This window comes from Synechococcus sp. A10-1-5-9 (assembly GCF_047716785.1).
Lineage (GTDB): Bacteria > Cyanobacteriota > Cyanobacteriia > PCC-6307 > Cyanobiaceae > Synechococcus_C.
Window position 1 is genome coordinate 1,400,225 of sequence record NZ_CP180406.1, and the last position, 14,959, is coordinate 1,415,183.

Annotated in this window: 17 protein-coding genes; 13 read left to right on the forward strand and 4 right to left on the reverse strand. The window is 60.8% G+C overall.

The features are described 5' to 3' along the window. Positions 1-33 precede the first annotated feature (33 nt). The gene (yvcK, locus tag ACLM45_RS07910; protein WP_415411388.1) at positions 34-1,413 is read left to right on the forward strand and encodes a uridine diphosphate-N-acetylglucosamine-binding protein YvcK; all 1,380 of its coding nucleotides are present in this window, start codon (positions 34-36) and stop codon (positions 1,411-1,413) included. On the opposite strand, the gene ACLM45_RS07915 is transcribed toward yvcK, so the two are convergent. From ACLM45_RS07915 to ndhC, 3 genes are read right to left on the reverse strand one after another with little or no spacing between them, the layout of a single operon-like run. Continuing rightward, positions 1,407-1,955: an NAD(P)H-quinone oxidoreductase subunit J gene (locus ACLM45_RS07915; protein ID WP_415408689.1), complete on the reverse strand. Its 549-nt coding sequence runs from the start codon at positions 1,953-1,955 to the stop codon at positions 1,407-1,409. The two genes, yvcK and ACLM45_RS07915, sit on opposite strands and share 7 nt — an antisense overlap. Continuing rightward, positions 1,952-2,698, reverse strand: coding sequence for an NADH-quinone oxidoreductase subunit NuoB (gene nuoB, locus ACLM45_RS07920; RefSeq protein WP_415411389.1), 747 nt, complete (start codon positions 2,696-2,698; stop codon positions 1,952-1,954). Before nuoB ends, ACLM45_RS07915 begins: the two co-directional genes overlap by 4 nt. A gap of 31 nt (positions 2,699-2,729) precedes the next feature. Continuing rightward, positions 2,730-3,092 carry a photosynthetic/respiratory NAD(P)H-quinone oxidoreductase subunit C gene (ndhC, locus tag ACLM45_RS07925; protein ID WP_006042402.1) on the reverse strand — a complete coding sequence of 121 codons (363 nt, stop codon included), beginning with the start codon at positions 3,090-3,092 and terminating at the stop codon, positions 2,730-2,732. A 100-nt stretch (positions 3,093-3,192) separates the two neighbouring features. Here ndhC and ACLM45_RS07930 point away from each other — a divergent pair, with 100 nt between their 5' ends. The 10 genes from ACLM45_RS07930 (at position 3,193) to ACLM45_RS07975 (ending at position 10,578) form a co-directional block, all read left to right on the forward strand. Beyond that, the gene (locus tag ACLM45_RS07930) at positions 3,193-3,609 is read left to right on the forward strand and encodes a rubredoxin (RefSeq protein WP_415408690.1); all 417 of its coding nucleotides are present in this window, start codon (positions 3,193-3,195) and stop codon (positions 3,607-3,609) included. A gap of 31 nt (positions 3,610-3,640) precedes the next feature. Next, positions 3,641-4,651: a photosynthesis system II assembly factor Ycf48 gene (locus ACLM45_RS07935; protein ID WP_006042404.1), complete on the forward strand. Its 1,011-nt coding sequence runs from the start codon at positions 3,641-3,643 to the stop codon at positions 4,649-4,651. Between the two features lie 108 nt (positions 4,652-4,759). Beyond that, positions 4,760-5,008: a cytochrome b559 subunit alpha gene (gene psbE / locus ACLM45_RS07940; RefSeq protein ID WP_006042405.1), complete on the forward strand. Its 249-nt coding sequence runs from the start codon at positions 4,760-4,762 to the stop codon at positions 5,006-5,008. 9 nt (positions 5,009-5,017) lie between these two features. Then, positions 5,018-5,155: a cytochrome b559 subunit beta gene (gene psbF / locus ACLM45_RS07945; RefSeq protein WP_006042406.1), complete on the forward strand. Its 138-nt coding sequence runs from the start codon at positions 5,018-5,020 to the stop codon at positions 5,153-5,155. A gap of 19 nt (positions 5,156-5,174) precedes the next feature. Next, complete coding sequence (locus tag ACLM45_RS07950) at positions 5,175-5,294, forward strand: photosystem II reaction center protein L (protein WP_006042407.1); 120 nt, start codon at positions 5,175-5,177, stop codon at positions 5,292-5,294. A gap of 11 nt (positions 5,295-5,305) precedes the next feature. Further along, positions 5,306-5,506: a photosystem II reaction center protein J gene (locus tag ACLM45_RS07955; RefSeq protein ID WP_006042408.1), complete on the forward strand. Its 201-nt coding sequence runs from the start codon at positions 5,306-5,308 to the stop codon at positions 5,504-5,506. A gap of 110 nt (positions 5,507-5,616) precedes the next feature. After that, positions 5,617-6,882 (forward strand): histidine--tRNA ligase, encoded by a 1,266-nt coding sequence (gene hisS, locus ACLM45_RS07960; protein WP_415408691.1) that lies wholly within the window; start codon positions 5,617-5,619, stop codon positions 6,880-6,882. A gap of 75 nt (positions 6,883-6,957) precedes the next feature. After that, positions 6,958-8,391, forward strand: coding sequence for a nucleotide sugar dehydrogenase (locus ACLM45_RS07965; protein ID WP_415408692.1), 1,434 nt, complete (start codon positions 6,958-6,960; stop codon positions 8,389-8,391). Next, a complete protein-coding gene (locus tag ACLM45_RS07970; RefSeq protein WP_415408693.1) occupies positions 8,388-9,422 on the forward strand; it encodes an NAD-dependent epimerase in 1,035 nt (344 codons plus the stop codon). Before ACLM45_RS07965 ends, ACLM45_RS07970 begins: the two co-directional genes overlap by 4 nt. Before the next feature lie 34 nt (positions 9,423-9,456). After that, positions 9,457-10,578 carry a glycosyltransferase family 4 protein gene (locus ACLM45_RS07975; protein WP_415408694.1) on the forward strand — a complete coding sequence of 374 codons (1,122 nt, stop codon included), beginning with the start codon at positions 9,457-9,459 and terminating at the stop codon, positions 10,576-10,578. Here the strand turns inward: ACLM45_RS07975 and ACLM45_RS07980 are convergent. After that, a complete protein-coding gene (locus tag ACLM45_RS07980; RefSeq protein WP_415408695.1) occupies positions 10,544-11,470 on the reverse strand; it encodes a hypothetical protein in 927 nt (308 codons plus the stop codon). The genes ACLM45_RS07975 and ACLM45_RS07980 overlap by 35 nt on opposite strands. 244 nt (positions 11,471-11,714) lie before the next feature. On the opposite strand from ACLM45_RS07980, the gene galE reads away from it, so the two are divergent. After that, positions 11,715-12,788: a UDP-glucose 4-epimerase GalE gene (gene galE / locus ACLM45_RS07985; RefSeq protein ID WP_415408696.1), complete on the forward strand. Its 1,074-nt coding sequence runs from the start codon at positions 11,715-11,717 to the stop codon at positions 12,786-12,788. Further along, positions 12,785-14,950, forward strand: a complete 2,166-nt coding sequence (selD, locus tag ACLM45_RS07990; RefSeq protein ID WP_415411390.1) for a selenide, water dikinase SelD — start codon at positions 12,785-12,787, stop codon at positions 14,948-14,950. The genes galE and selD overlap by 4 nt, the downstream gene beginning before the upstream one ends. Positions 14,951-14,959 lie beyond the last annotated feature (9 nt).

Below are 14,959 nucleotides of genomic sequence, written 5' to 3' on the forward strand. Positions count from 1 at the left end.
TCACGCCGCGGAAACCGTCAACGCATCCGAGCCATGCAGGCTGAGCGGCAGCGCGACCTGATGCTGCGCTCTCGCCGCGCGATGCGCTGGCTGCAGCCTGGACTGGTCGTGAAACGCTGGCTGCTCACCTCAGGGATCGGGCTTGTACTGGCCCTCATCGGTGCTGCCGTATGGGCCGATCTGCAACCGATCTACTGGACCCTCTGGGCCATTCAGGAAGTGCTCGGCTGGATCACCAGGGTCCTGCCCCGGGGAATCACGGGTCCTCTCATGCTGCTTGCTGGGATCGGACTGCTTCTCTGGGGTCAGAGCCGCAGCTTCGGTTCGATCCAGCAGGCTCTCGCTCCCGAAAAAGACACTGTTCTTGTCGACGCCTTGCGCGCGAAGAGCCGGTTGAACCGGGGGCCAAACATCGTGGCCATCGGTGGTGGCACCGGCTTGTCCACCCTGCTCAGCGGTTTGAAGCGCTACAGCAGCCACATCACAGCCATCGTCACGGTGGCCGACGACGGAGGCAGCAGCGGCGTGCTGCGCCGCGAACTGGGGGTGCAACCGCCTGGAGACATCCGCAACTGTCTTGCCGCTCTATCCACGGAGGAGCCCCTGCTGACGCGCCTGTTTCAATACCGCTTCTCCTCGGGAACAGGACTGGAAGGCCACAGCTTCGGCAACCTCTTTCTCTCTGCGCTGACAGCGATTACCGGCAATCTCGAGACAGCCATCACCGCCTCGAGCCGCGTGCTGGCCGTGCAAGGCCAGGTGGTACCGGCCACCAATGCCGACGTACGGCTGTGGGCGGAACTTGAGGATGGGCGGCGCATTGAGGGCGAATCCGCGATTGGCAAAGCGCCGAATCCGATCGTGCGTCTGGGCTGTTTACCTGAACGACCACCAGCTCTCCCGAGAGCCCTTGAGGCCATTGCCCAAGCGGATCTGATCCTGCTCGGACCAGGGAGCTTGTACACCTCACTGCTTCCGAATCTGCTGGTGCCCGAGCTGGTGACAGCGATTCAACGCAGCCGTGCCCCAAGGCTTTACATCTGCAATCTGATGACCCAGCCCGGAGAAACCGATGGGCTCGATGTGAGCGGTCACCTACGAGCGATCGAAGCGCAGCTGGCCTCTCTTGGCATCAACCAGCGACTGTTCGATGCGGTACTGGCCCAGGAAGCGATCGCGGATTCTCCCTTGATCGCTCACTATCGATCCAGAGGCGCTGACCCCGTTTTTTGTAACAGGCGGCAATTGATCTCCGAAGGGTACGAAGTGATGGAGGCACCATTACAGGGAAGCAGGCCTACAGCCACCTTGCGTCACGACCCCCGTTCGCTGGCACTGGCAGTGATGCGTTTCTATCGCAAACACAAGAAAGATCTTCAGGGATCAGCAGCTCAGCAAGCAGCTGATCAATAGGCGTCCTGCATTTCGTAGAAATCAGGCTGCACATAGTCCTTGCGCAAAGGCCATCCTGTCCAGTCTTCCGGCATGAGCAGGCGTTTTGGATGAGGGTGACCTTCGAACTGAATGCCGAACATGTCGAAGGTTTCCCGCTCCTGCCAGTCGGCACCTCGGAACAGCCCATAAAGACTAGGAACACTGGGCTGCCCTTCACGGGACAGGAACACTTTCAAACGCACCTCGCGCACCTGGTGGGCGCCACCTTCCGTGACTTCCGCCATCGCCAACAGGTGGTAGAAGCACACCAGCCGCTCTCCGGGGCCTTCGTCGTAGCCGCCCTGGCATTGCAGGTAATCGAATCCATGGCTCTTGAGTGCCGCAGCGATCACTGGCAAGAACAGAGCTTCCACAGCAATCTGCTCGACACCCACATGATCGGGCTCAAGAACTTCATGGTCGAAGCCCTGCTGGCTCAGCCATTGGCTCACCAGGCCAGGCGCAGGGGCCAGGGCGACTGGAGCGTCATCATTCGCTTGCTTGTCAGGGGTGGTACTCATGAGGGCTCAGAAGTTTGAACAGCGTCAGCGGTTTCCAAGGCAGGCATCGGCAGGCCTGCACCGGGTTGGAGAGCAGCCACTTGGGTTTCAGCACGGAGATAGGCACCCGTGACGATGGGCTCCACTGGAGTCATCGCGTGGGCAACGGAGCAATAACGGTGGGTCTGCTTGAGCTGACGACGATCGGCGACGGATTCGTTGGCCACCTTCTTTCTCAATTTGATCACCGCATCAAAGATGGCCTCCGGGCGGGGGGGGCAACCCGGCATATAGAGATCAACGGGGATGAGTTTGTCGACACCGCGCACCGCCGTTGTGGAGTCGGCACTGAACATTCCACCGGTGATGGTGCAGGCGCCCATGGCAATCACGTACTTGGGCTCAGGCATCTGCTCATAAAGCCTCACCAGGGCCGGAGCCATCTTCATCGTCACCGTGCCGGCCACGATCAGCAGGTCGGCCTGACGCGGTGAACTGCGGGGCACAAGCCCGAAACGGTCGAAATCGAAACGTGACCCGAGCAGCGCCGCAAATTCAATGAAGCAGCAAGCCGTGCCGTAAAGAAGCGGCCAAAGGCTGCTCAAGCGGGCCCAGTTGTGGAGATCATCAAGGCTGGTGAGAATCACGTTCTCACTCAGGTCCTGGGTCACCGTGGGGGCACCGTCAGCAGCTCCTGCAACTGGACCGCAACTGGCCTCGCGCAGATCGCGCAGAGCCTGAATGGAAGGGGTGTCTCCGGCCATGGCGGAACGATCAGTGGAAGAGGTCATGGGGTCAGCTCCACTCCAAGGCGCCCTTGCGCCAGGCGTAGGCGAGAGCCACCACAAGGATGGCAATGAAAATCAACGCTTCGATGAACGCCAGCAAGCCCAGGCGATGGAAAGCCACAGCCCAGGGATACAGAAAGACGGTCTCCACATCGAAAATCACGAAGACCAGCGCAAACATGTAATAGCGAATGTTGAACTGAATCCAGGCACCACCGATCGGCTCCATACCCGACTCGTAGGTGAGCTGTCGCTCTCCGGCCTGACTGCGGGGAGCCAGCAGTTTGTTGGTCACCAACGCCAGCACCGGTACGGCTGCTGCGATCAGCAGAAAGCCGAGAAAGGCGTCGTATCCCGGAAGCACAAACATTTAATAGGCTCCGATCTGGCAGTCAGTCTGGCATTTGCAGGCAGCATCTGACGTTGGCTGTGATCACGCCGATAGAGTGATCGAGCCCGGATGAGCGACGGTGAGCGACGAATCACAGGCCTCAGACAACGTTGCAGCTGCGGACTCTGAAGCCGAGGCCCCGCAGGCTCCTACTGAACAAACCCTTGCCGAAGCAAGCGATCCGCGCACCCACCGCTTCGAATGCCGCAGTTGTGGCTATGTGTACGACCCCGATGAAGGGGTGAAGAAGCTGGCGATTCCGAGTGGTACCGCCTTCGAAGATCTGGACGTGGCAAATTTCCGTTGCCCCGTTTGCCGCAGCAGGGTCGGCGCCTTCCGAGACATCGGCCCCCGCTCTAAGGCCAGTGGCTTCGAGGAAAACCTGAATTACGGCCTGGGCGTCAATCGACTGACCCCAGGACAGAAAAATGTTCTGATCTTTGGCGGCCTGCTCCTCGGATTTGCCTTTTTCCTTTCGCTTTACTCCCTGCGCTGAGCGCGTCGATCCGTTGTTTTCTGTGCCTCGCATGTCTTCTCTGCTCAAACCCCTGATCCAGCTCGTGCTGGTGGCCTGCATCGGCTTCGGCCTCGGAGGCTGCGTCACCACCCGTGTTCCCGTGGCCACGAGCAGTCCTTGGCAGGTGGTGGACCTCAACACCGACGCCAATCCTCTGGATGTGGCCTTTACCAGTGCGGATCACGGCTTTCTGGTGGGCAGCAACCGCCTGATCCTTGAAACCAACGACGGAGGGTCCAGCTGGAACGAGCGCAGCCTTGACCTCCCCGATGAGGAGAACTTCCGCCTGCTCAGCATCGCTTTTGAAGGCGACGATGGCTGGATCGCAGGCCAGCCTGGCCTGCTGATGCACACCACTGATGGCGGCCAAAACTGGACCCGCTTGTTCCTCGACACCAAGCTGCCTGGCGAGCCCTATCTCATCACCGCACTGGGAGCCGACAGTGCTGAGCTGGCCACCAACGTTGGTGCTGTGTATCGCACCCGTGACGGCGGCGGCAGCTGGGAAGCGGAGGTGAGTGATGCCGCCGGTGCAGTGCGCGACCTGCGCCGCAGTGCCGATGGCGGCTACGTGAGTGTGAGCAGCCTGGGCAATTTCTACGCCACTTGGATTCCGGGACAAGAGGTATGGCAGGTACATCAGCGCGTGAGCAGCCAGAGGCTGCAGAGCATTGGCTATCAGCCAGATGGAAACCTATGGATGGTGGCCCGTGGCGCTCAGATTCGACTCAATGACAATGCTGAAGACCCTGAGAGCTGGAACAAGCCGATCATTCCCATCACCAACGGCTACGGCTATATGGACATGGCCTGGTCCAAGGATGGTGCCATCTGGGCAGGTGGCGGCAACGGCACCCTGCTGGTGAGCCGGGACGGAGGTGACAGCTGGGAGCGCGATCCCGAAAGCCGGCAGGCACCGACCAATTTCAATCGGTTCGTCTTTGACGACAGCGAAGGCCAAGACCACGCGTTTCTTCTCGGAGAACGTGGCTTGATGCTGCATTGGACGGCAGTGAGCTGAGCGCAGAGATCAGCCGCGAACGGACAACGCTTCGTAACCATGGGCAGGCTCTAGCCGCAATGGCCGGAGCCCTACCCCTAGGATCACCAAGCTGATACGCCCGAAGTCATGGCCGCCGGCTCCACCGGGGAACGCCCGTTTTTCGAGATCATCACCAGCATCCGCTACTGGGTGATCCATGCCATCACACTGCCCTCCATTTTCTTGGCGGGTTTCCTGTTTGTGTCCACCGGCCTGGCCTACGACGCCTTTGGAACACCTCGCCCTGATGCCTATTTCCAGGCCAGCGAAAGCAAAGCTCCAGTGGTGAGCCAGCGCTACGAAGGCAAGTCCGACCTTGACCAGCGCCTGAAATAAACCAGAACCATGACGCAATCTCCCGCCACCTCCACGCCACGCAATTACCCAATCTTCACGGTGCGCTGGCTAGCTGTTCACACTTTGGGCGTTCCCACAGTGTTTTTTCTTGGCGCCCTGGCAGCCATGCAGTTCGTTCGCCGCTGATCTTTCAACTCTTTGAACCATGGAGCGCAACCCCAATCCCAACAACTTGCCCGTCGAGTTGAACCGCACCAGTCTTTATCTGGGCCTTCTTGTGGTCTTCACCACAGGCATTCTTTTCTCCAGTTACTTCTTCAACTGAGGTTCTGATTCATGAGTGGCAAGAAATCCAATCTTCCTGACGGAAGAATTCCTGACCGTCTACCTGATGGTCGCCCCGCCGTCGCCTGGCGTTCCCGCTGGACTGAAGGAACCCTTCCCCTCTGGCTCGTGGCCACTGCCGGTGGCATGGCTGTGCTGTTTGTGGTGGGTCTGTTCTTCTATGGCTCCTACACAGGCGTTGGTTCAGCCTGAATCACTGCAGCCTCTTGCATTTGTTCAAACCCGCCACCCTCTGGGATGGGCGGGTTTTTTGATGAGAGTTTGGGCGGCAGTCAGACTGCCTCTCGACAAGTTGAGAGCCGATGAGCCAACTGCAGAGCCTGCGGGGCATGGTGGACCTGTTGCCCGAGCAAACGCGGCGCTGGCAAAACGTGGAAGCCGTTGCGCGCGAACACTTCCGTCGTGCAGGCCTGGAGGAAATTCGCACTCCCTTGCTCGAAGTCACCGAATTATTTGCCCGCGGCATCGGTGAGGCAACGGATGTCGTTGGGAAGGAGATGTACAGCTTTCTCGATCGTGGTGAACGATCCTGCACCTTGCGACCGGAAGGCACGGCATCGGTTGTCCGCGCCGCCGTCCAACATGGCTTGCTGAGTCAGGGAGTTCAGAAGCTCTGGTATTCAGGCCCGATGTTCCGCTATGAACGCCCTCAGGCTGGTCGACAGCGGCAATTTCATCAGATCGGTGTGGAATGCCTCGGTGTCAGCAGTGCCCGCAGCGACGTGGAGGTCATTGCCCTGGCATGGGATCTGCTTGCTGATCTGGGCTTGGAACACGTGAAGCTAGAAATCAACACCCTGGGCACATCGGAAGACCGCCAGGCCTACCGAAAAACCCTGGTGACCTGGCTGGAGGAGCGCAGCGATCAGCTTGATGCCGATTCACAGAAACGTCTCAGCACGAACCCGCTGCGCATTCTCGACAGCAAAAACCAATCCACCCAGGCCCTTCTTAACGACGCTCCAACGCTGCAAGCAGCCCTCAGCGCCGAAAGTGCCTCACGTTTTGAACACGTGCAGGCGCTGCTCACCCAACTCTCCATTCCCTTCACGCACAACACCCGCCTGGTACGCGGGCTGGATTACTACGGGCACACAGCGTTTGAGATCACTAGCGACCAGCTCGGCGCCCAGGCCACTGTCTGCGGTGGCGGTCGCTACGACGGACTCGTTCAGCAACTGGGGGGCCCGGCCACTCCAGCTGTGGGCTGGGCTCTCGGCATGGAGCGTCTGCTGTTGATGCTCGGCAACGCGTCGGACGCAGCACCGGATGTGTATCTGGTGAATCGTGGAGACCAGGCCGAGGGTGTAGCCCTCGGCCTGGCCCGCGACCTGCGCAACGCCGGACTCGCCGTGGAACTTGATGGTTCAGGAGCCGCGTTCGGCAAACAGTTCAAGCGGGCTGATCGCTGCAAGGCCCCATCAGCACTGGTGCTGGGCGACGGCGAAGTCGATCAGGGGATTGTGAGGATCAAACGCTTGCAAGGAGATGGTGAGGAACACACATTGCCCTGGAATGATCCCGCTGTGGATCTCCCGGCGCTCTTGGAAACCCTCGCATGCCATTGAGTATCAAGGGCGAAAGTGAAGCCAGGAAGCCACTGGCGGTAACGTTGCCCGAACAATGGGCCAGCTAACGCAGCGATGGGATCACCAATTCAACGCATCTGCTGCATCGGTGCCGGCTATGTAGGAGGGCCAACGATGGCGGTGATCGCCGATCGTTGCCCACAGATTCAAGTCACGGTGGTTGACATCAATCAGGCCCGCATTGATGCCTGGAACGACCGAGATCTCAGCAAGCTGCCGGTGTACGAGCCCGGCCTCGATGCCGTGGTGAAGCGGGCCAGGGGGCGCAACCTGCACTTCTCCACAGGGGTTGCCGACGCCATCGCCGACGCCGACATGGTGTTCATCTCCGTGAACACTCCCACCAAGACCAAGGGGTTGGGGGCAGGCCAAGCCAGTGACCTGCGCTGGGTGGAGGCCTGCGCTCGTCAGGTGGCTCAATCGGCCCAGGGCCACACCATCGTTGTGGAAAAAAGCACCCTGCCGGTGCGCACCGCGGAAACGGTGCAGACCATTCTGGCGTCGGCAGATACCTCCCAGGGTGATCGATCGTTTGCGGTCCTCTCCAACCCGGAATTTCTGGCCGAGGGAACCGCGATCCGCGATCTGGAGTCACCGGACCGAGTGTTGATCGGCGGCAACACAGAGGATGCCATTGAAGCGCTCGCCTCGGTCTATGCGCACTGGGTAGATGACAGCAAGATTCTGCGGACCAACCTCTGGAGCAGCGAACTCTCCAAGCTCACCGCCAATGCCTTTCTGGCCCAGCGCATCAGTTCGATCAATTCCGTAGCCGCTCTCTGCGAGAGCACTGGTGCCGACGTGCGTGAAGTAGCGAGGGCCATCGGCACCGACAGCCGCATCGGCCCCAAGTTTCTGCAATCGGGCCCCGGCTTCGGCGGCAGCTGCTTCCAGAAAGATATTCTCAATCTGGTTTACCTCTGCCGCCATTTCGGCTTGCCGGAGGTAGCAGATTATTGGGAACAGGTGGTCATCCTGAACACCTGGCAGCAACACCGCATCGCCCGCTTGGTGGTGCAGAAGCTGTTCGGCACGGTGACGGGGAAACGGCTGGCGATCCTGGGATTCGCCTTCAAGGCCGACACCAACGACACCCGTGAGGCACCCGCGATCCGGATCGCCAAAGACCTCCTCGTGGAAGGGGCCCAGCTGGCCATTCACGACCCCAAAGTGGATTCCGAGCAGATCGCCCGGGATCTGCAGCTCCAGGCCAGCGAGGCTCCCGATGGATCCGCGGGCCCGACCCGCGCCTCCCTCAGCGGTGAAGGCACCTGGTGGCCCAGTGCCAGCGTGGAAAAAGCGGTCACTGGTGCTGATGCTGTCCTGATCCTCACCGAATGGCGGGACTACCGGCAGTTGAACTGGAGCGCGCTGTCGAAGCTCATGCGCCAGCCCGCCTGGGTGTTCGATGCACGCTCGGTGGTCTCTCCGACCGAGGTTGAAAATGCCGGATTAAGCCTCTGGCGCGTAGGCGAGGGAGAGGCATGAGCGGCGATCAGTCCCGTCCGATCCTCGTCACCGGTGCGGCCGGATTCATCGGTGCTGCCCTCGTGCAGCGCTTGTTGAAGCGCGGCGACCGCGTGATCGGCATCGACAACCTCAACAGTTACTACGACCCCTCGCTGAAGCAGGCGCGCCTGCAGACCATTGAAGCCATGGCGCCTCAAGGAGCCTGGCGCTTCGAACGGCTTGCCCTGGACGACGGAACAGCCCTGATGGAGCTCTTCGCGGGTGAGCGTCCGCGCGTGGTGGTGAACCTGGCAGCGCAGGCGGGGGTGCGCTACTCCCTGGAGAATCCAGCCGCCTACATCCAGAGCAATCTTGTGGGCTTCGGCCACATCCTCGAGGGCTGCCGGCACCATGGCACCGAGCATCTGGTGTATGCCTCGAGCAGCTCGGTGTATGGCGGCAACCGCAATCTGCCGTTTCACGAGCAACAGCCCGTGAACCATCCAGTGAGCCTCTACGCCGCCAGCAAAAAAGCCAATGAGCTGATGGCGCACACCTACAGCCATCTTTATCAGTTGCCGGCGACCGGTCTGCGCTTTTTCACGGTCTACGGCCCCTGGGGCCGACCGGACATGGCACCGATGTTGTTTGCCAAAGCCATTCTTGCCGGCAAACCGATCCGGGTGTTCAACCACGGCAAGATGCAGCGCGACTTCACCTACATCGACGACATCGTGGAAGGTGTACTGCGCTGTTGCGACAAGCCTGCCTCAGCCAATCCCGACTTTGATCCACTGGCCCCGGATCCGGCCACCGCGGCGGCTCCTCACCGAGTGTTCAACATCGGCAACAACGAACCCACTCCTCTGATGCGGTTCATCGAGGTGATGGAGCAAGCGCTGGGGACAACCGCCATCAAAGACTTCCAACCAATGCAACCCGGAGACGTCGTCGCCACCGCAGCCGACACCACAGCCCTGGAGGCCTGGGTGGGCTTCAAGCCATACACCCCGATTGAAACCGGTGTGGAGTGTTTTGCCCGGTGGTATAGGCAGTACTACGCGGTCTGAAGAACTCCAATTCATGCAAAAGGAGGGCCCTCCGGTGAGCCAGACAATCCTGCAGCTGCTGCGGGAATGGCCCCCCGGATTTGGCGGCGTTGAGCGGGTCGCCCACGAGCTCGCCAGCGTCTGGGGCGGCCGCGTTTACAGCTTTGATCCTCAACGGCAGGCCAGCCACGCCATCGATTCCTGCCCAGTGAGCTATCCGCGACAGGTGCTGCCCTGCAGCCCGCCCGTGGCGCGACTGCAACTGCCTTGGCCGACACGGATCCTGGGAAGGCTTCTGCTCAGTAGCAAACACCTCCATGGCCACCTTCCATCTCCTGGTGTGCTGCTTCTGCTTGTTGCCGCCAAGTTGTTGAGGCCGCGGCGACGGGTCACCGCCCATTGGCACTCCTTTCTCGAACAGTCTCCAGGATTCAGTGGTCGCCTGTTCCTTTTGTATCAGTGGCTGGCCTTGCGGCTTCTGCCTCTCCTGAATGGAGTTGTTACCACCTCACCGGTGCTGGAGGAGGCGCTCATTCACCAGGGCTGTGTCTCCGAGCGGGTGCAGGTGCTGCCCTGCTGTCTCAGCAATGCACAGGAACAACAGCTCCTCGCCATCCCGGCCCGCCCTGTCGAGCCTGGGCGACCGATGCGCGTGCTGTTCATCGGACGCCTCGCCAGTTACAAACGTCTGGACTGGTTACTGAACGCGCTGGCCGAATTGAGTCAGGGGTGGGAGCTCCACATCGTGGGTGACGGCCCCCATCGCGATGCCTTCGAGACCCTGAGCCATTCCCTGATGGGTCATGACGCTCCGGTGACATTCCTGGGACAACTGGATGAAGCCGCCAAGCTGCAGCAGATCGCCGCAGCTGATGTGTTGGTGCTTCCTTCAGATCGCAGCAACGAGGCCTTCGGCATCGTGCAGCTGGAGGCAATGGCCGCCGGCATTCCAGCACTCGCGTTTGATCGGCGACGCTCAGGCATGGGTTGGGTCTGTCAGCTGGAGGGTCTGCCATGGGCGCAAACCCCCGACGAGCTTGCCAATGTCTTGGCCTTGTTGATGCATAACCCTGAGAAACGCCACGACCTGGGCCTCGAGGCACGCAGGCGCTACCAAGCGCTTTTTGCCAGACACCACTGGCTCAACACCTTGCAAACCTGGACAGCACAGAACTGACGACGCGCCAGCTGATCCAGAGTCCGGAACGAAGAAGAGTCACCGCCATCAACGCAACACCGGGAAGCGACTTATGCCCCTCTCGCACACACAAACAAGCCACATCCCGCTGCAACCTCCACTCATCGATCAGCACCTCGCACCCAGCACGGCGTTCAAAGCGTTTGCGTCGAGCCTTGAGCAATACCTGATCGCTGGAATTCGCACCCTGCCCAGGCATGGACGAGCGGGTTGATTCCGCTTCGTGAACACCACTGAACTCTGGCGAGTAAAGAATTTTGGATCCGAGAATTTCACAAACATCAAGGCAGAACTCAACATCCTCACCGCAGACGCGGTAGGCCTCATTCATCCTGAGCTGAACCAGAGCCGATCGCCTGATCAACATCAGGGCGCCGGAGGCAGCAACAACACGTGCCTCATCTCTGAGTACAAACGTGTGATCCGCAGAGACAAGCGACTCCAAATAATGGAAGGGAGAGGCAAAACAATCAAAGAGAATTCCAGCATGGGTCAGACGTCCATCCAAACCACGCAGATGGGATCCGATCAGGGCCACTTGAGCTTGAGAGGCCATGGCCGCCAAAGCAGAATCGACACTTCCACGGTCGAGGATGACATCATCATTGACCAGAAGCAGGGACTCTGCCTGAGCCAACCGGACCAGTGAATTCACATTTGCAGCAAAGTGATAGGGCGCCCTCGACACCACACGGAATAACAATCCATCGGGCACATGGATGAAGGCCTCATCGACGATCGAACCATTCCAGGAGCAGAGAATTTCAACATCGGCCAGCGGTAGAGAACAGGCCATCGGAAATGACGCCAGCAAGCGATTCAGCAAACTCGGAGTTCTTGAAACAACCAACACTGAGAGACGACAGTCCATGCAGCGGCCTCACAAAGGCAAACAATTAAAGAGCGATTGATCAAGACATTCGCGACGGATGTCAACACAAGATTTCAGAGCGATGCCCTATCGAAACAACAACTGATTAGCTCCACTTGAGGTGAACCGACACCGATTGCGCAAGCCCAACCTGATGCATTCGCGAAGCATTGCAGCCGCAGTAGAGAATTCACGTTAAATCGCCACCGTTAGGCTTCAATCCCCAGAGATCAAATCAGCTCTCATGGCCAAGATCCTCGTCACAGGGGGAGCCGGTTTCATTGGCAGCCACACCTGCCTCGTCCTTCTGGACGCGGGCCATGAGCTTGTGGTGGTCGACAACCTCAGCAACAGTTCTCTGGCCTCACTCAACCGCGTCGCATCTCTGGCAGGGGTTGCACCGGCATCAAAGGCGGGACCGACGGATCGCCTGCAGTTTGTCGAAGGGGAAATCCGCGATACCCCCTGCCTTGAGGCGATCTTCCAACAGGCCGAAGCGCAGGGCCAGCCGATTGATGCGGTGATCCACTTCGCAGGACTCAAGGCCGTGGGCGAGTCTGTTGCTGAACCGCTGCGCTACTGGGACGTGAATGTGCACGGCACGCTCAGCCTGCTGCAGGTGATGGCCAACCACGGCTGCCACACCTTTGTGTTCAGCAGCAGCGCCACCCTCTACGGCTACCCCGACCACGTGCCGATTCCGGAAACGGCGGCGATCCAGCCGATCAATCCCTACGGGTACACCAAAGCAGCGGCGGAACGCCTGCTCAACGACCTGGCTACAAGCGCCCAGGAACTCTGGCGGATCGCCTGCCTGCGCTACTTCAATCCGGTCGGTGCGCACCCCAGCGGCCAGATCGGTGAAGATCCCCTCGGCATTCCCAACAATCTCTTCCCCTTCGTGAGCCAGGTGGCCGTGGGCCGGAGGGAATGTCTGCAGGTGTTCGGCGGCGACTGGCCCACTCCGGACGGCACCTGCATCCGCGATTACATCCATGTGATGGATCTCGCCGAAGGTCACCGCGCCGCCCTGGACTGCCTGCTGGAGGAGCCGCCACAGCTGCTCAGCCTCAACCTCGGCAGCGGCCGAGGCATTTCAGTGCTGGAGGTGATTCAGGCGTTTGCTGAAGCCAGCGAACGCCCCATTCCTCATGCCATCGTCAGCCGCCGACCCGGTGATGCCGCCATCACCGTGGCCGATCCGGCCGAGGCGCTCAGGCGACTGGGGTGGCAGACACAACACTCACTTCAGGACATCTGCCGGGATGGCTGGGCCTGGCAATCCGCCAATCCCCAGGGCTACGCCAGCGAGCCATGAGTGTTCTGGTGCTGGCCGGAGGTGGCCACAGCCATGCACTGTTGCTGCGTCGCTGGGCGATGCGCCCCGAGAAACGACCCGACGGGCTCGTCATCCTCGTGAGCCAGTGCAGCACCACGCTCTACTCGGGAATGGTCCCAGGTCTGATCGCCGGCCGTTACAGCCTTGACGAGGTGAACATCGACCTGCGCAGACTCGCCGACCAGGCTGGAGTCGCCCTGGTGATCGCCACCATCACGGGCATCAATCTTGCAGAGCGTCAGTTGTTGCTGGAACGCCGACCGGCACTGCGTTTTGATTGCCTCAGTCTCAACGTTGGCGCGATCACCACAGCCTCGCAGTCCCGCTGCGAGGGGAACACGCACGAACTCACGCCAATCAAACCCCTGAAGCCCGTCCTCGCCCTGCTTGAGCGGGAAGATCGCAACCCAGCACCGCAGAGCACCTGGCCCCCTTTTGCCATCCTCGGCGCCGGACTGGCGGGCCTGGAAGTGGCCTTGGCGCTACGTCAACGTTGGCCGGCGCGGCGCCTGCTACTGATCAGCAAACCTGGGCAACCGCAGCCGGAGCTGGCCAAGGCGATCACCGCAGCCGGCATCAAGCACTGTGTGGTGAGCGACGGAGAACCCACCATCGAAGGGCCAGGACTGCGCTGCACAGGCAGCCAGGCGCCAGCCTGGCTGGCAGCCAGTGGATTGCCTTGCTGTCCCCAGAGCGGTCGGGTGCAAACGGACGCGACACTTCAGGTGCAAGGCCACCCGGAGCTCTTCGCCACCGGTGACTGCGCTGTGGTCAACGGAGCGGTCCGCCCGCCTTCCGGCGTCTGGGCTGTGCGTGCGGCCAAGCCCTTGGCCCGCAATCTGGAAGCCGCTGGACGCAGCCAACCGCTACATCACTGGAGCCCCCAAACTCGAGCCCTGCAGCTCCTGGGAGGCCATCGCCAGGGAACAGCTGTGGCTTGGCTGCTCTGGGGGCCCTGGGTCCTTGGACCCAGGGGTTGGCTGTGGAACTGGAAAGAGCGCATTGACCGCCGGTTCATCCGCCACTTCAAAACCCAATCGACCATGGATTACGCGGCGGCGGACCCGGAAACGATGCGCTGCAACGGATGCGCGGCGAAATTACCGGCCCATCACCTGGAAACTGCCCTCAGCCGGGCTGGACTACAGACGCTGGGATCAGCGCCCGAAGATGCAAATCCCTTGCCTGGCAGCCGAGCAGTGAGTGGACAACCGCTTCTGCAAAGCGTGGATGGTTTTCCAGCGCTGATCAGCGACCCCTGGCTGAACGCCAGGCTCACAACGTTGCATGCCTGCTCAGATCTGTGGGCCTGCGGAGCGCGTGTGCAGGCGGCCCAGGCGGTGGTCACCCTTCCCCTCGGCGACGCTGCCGATCAGGAATGGTTGCTGGAACAAACGTTGGCGGGCATCCAGTGCGCGCTGCAACCCCAGCAAGCCAGCCTGCTGGGAGGACACACTCTCGAGAGCCGTCAGGCTGGGAGCCCACCCCCAAGCCAGGACATCCAAGTGATCCTGAGCGTCTCCGGAGCTTCACCGGAGCGGCCATGGCCCAAACGCGGTCTTCAGGCAGGAGACCAGCTCCTAATCAGCCGTGCTCTGGGCACGGGGGTTCTGTTCGCGGCAGCGATGAGAGGCAAAACGCACCCTTCAGACCTGGACAAGGCTTTGGAGCAGATGTCCACCAGTCAGCACCACCTGCTGGAAGAGCTGCTCACGCTTCAAAAGATCCATCCCAATTGCATTCATGCGGCCACCGACATCACAGGCTTCGGCCTCCTGGGCCACCTCGGCGAGATGCTGGGGCCAACTGCGACCCCTGAGCACGTGCGCGTGACTCTGCAGGCGGATGCCATTCCCGCACTGCCTGGAGCCCTGCCCTTGCTCGAGAGCGGTCTAGCCAGCAGTCTTGCTCCAGCCAACAGGCGCTCCTGGGGCCTGCTCGATCAGGGCCTGGTGACCCTGCACTTGGGCAACATCCTCGTGGGCAGCCTGCAAAGCCAGGCTCTGCTCGAGTTACTGGTCGATCCCCAGACCTGCGGACCGCTGCTGATCAGCGTGACCAGCCCTCTGGCTGACGCTTTACTTCAGGCCGAATCCAGCCCCTGGACGGCAATCGGCTCAGTGGCCCTGGCCTCGAGCTGAACAGCAAGC

Bases quoted from the DNA above. Each gene is read 5' to 3' on its own strand.
- selD (WP_415411390.1), top strand. From the start codon at position 12,785: ATGAGTGTTCTGGTGCTGGCCGGAGGTGGCCACAGCCATGCACTGTTG.
- yvcK (WP_415411388.1), top strand. From the start codon at position 34: ATGCAGGCTGAGCGGCAGCGCGACCTGATGCTGCGCTCTCGCCGCGCG.
- galE (WP_415408696.1), top strand. From the start codon at position 11,715: ATGGCCAAGATCCTCGTCACAGGGGGAGCCGGTTTCATTGGCAGCCAC.
- nuoB (WP_415411389.1), bottom strand. From the start codon at position 2,698: ATGGCCGGAGACACCCCTTCCATTCAGGCTCTGCGCGATCTGCGCGAG.
- ndhC (WP_006042402.1), bottom strand. From the start codon at position 3,092: ATGTTTGTGCTTCCGGGATACGACGCCTTTCTCGGCTTTCTGCTGATC.
- ACLM45_RS07915 (WP_415408689.1), bottom strand. From the start codon at position 1,955: ATGAGTACCACCCCTGACAAGCAAGCGAATGATGACGCTCCAGTCGCC.
- ACLM45_RS07970 (WP_415408693.1), top strand. From the start codon at position 8,388: ATGAGCGGCGATCAGTCCCGTCCGATCCTCGTCACCGGTGCGGCCGGA.
- psbE (WP_006042405.1), top strand. From the start codon at position 4,760: ATGGCCGCCGGCTCCACCGGGGAACGCCCGTTTTTCGAGATCATCACC.
- hisS (WP_415408691.1), top strand. From the start codon at position 5,617: ATGAGCCAACTGCAGAGCCTGCGGGGCATGGTGGACCTGTTGCCCGAG.
- ACLM45_RS07965 (WP_415408692.1), top strand. From the start codon at position 6,958: ATGGGATCACCAATTCAACGCATCTGCTGCATCGGTGCCGGCTATGTA.
- ACLM45_RS07950 (WP_006042407.1), top strand. From the start codon at position 5,175: ATGGAGCGCAACCCCAATCCCAACAACTTGCCCGTCGAGTTGAACCGC.
- ACLM45_RS07935 (WP_006042404.1), top strand. From the start codon at position 3,641: ATGTCTTCTCTGCTCAAACCCCTGATCCAGCTCGTGCTGGTGGCCTGC.
- psbF (WP_006042406.1), top strand. From the start codon at position 5,018: ATGACGCAATCTCCCGCCACCTCCACGCCACGCAATTACCCAATCTTC.
- ACLM45_RS07980 (WP_415408695.1), bottom strand. From the start codon at position 11,470: ATGGACTGTCGTCTCTCAGTGTTGGTTGTTTCAAGAACTCCGAGTTTG.
- ACLM45_RS07955 (WP_006042408.1), top strand. From the start codon at position 5,306: ATGAGTGGCAAGAAATCCAATCTTCCTGACGGAAGAATTCCTGACCGT.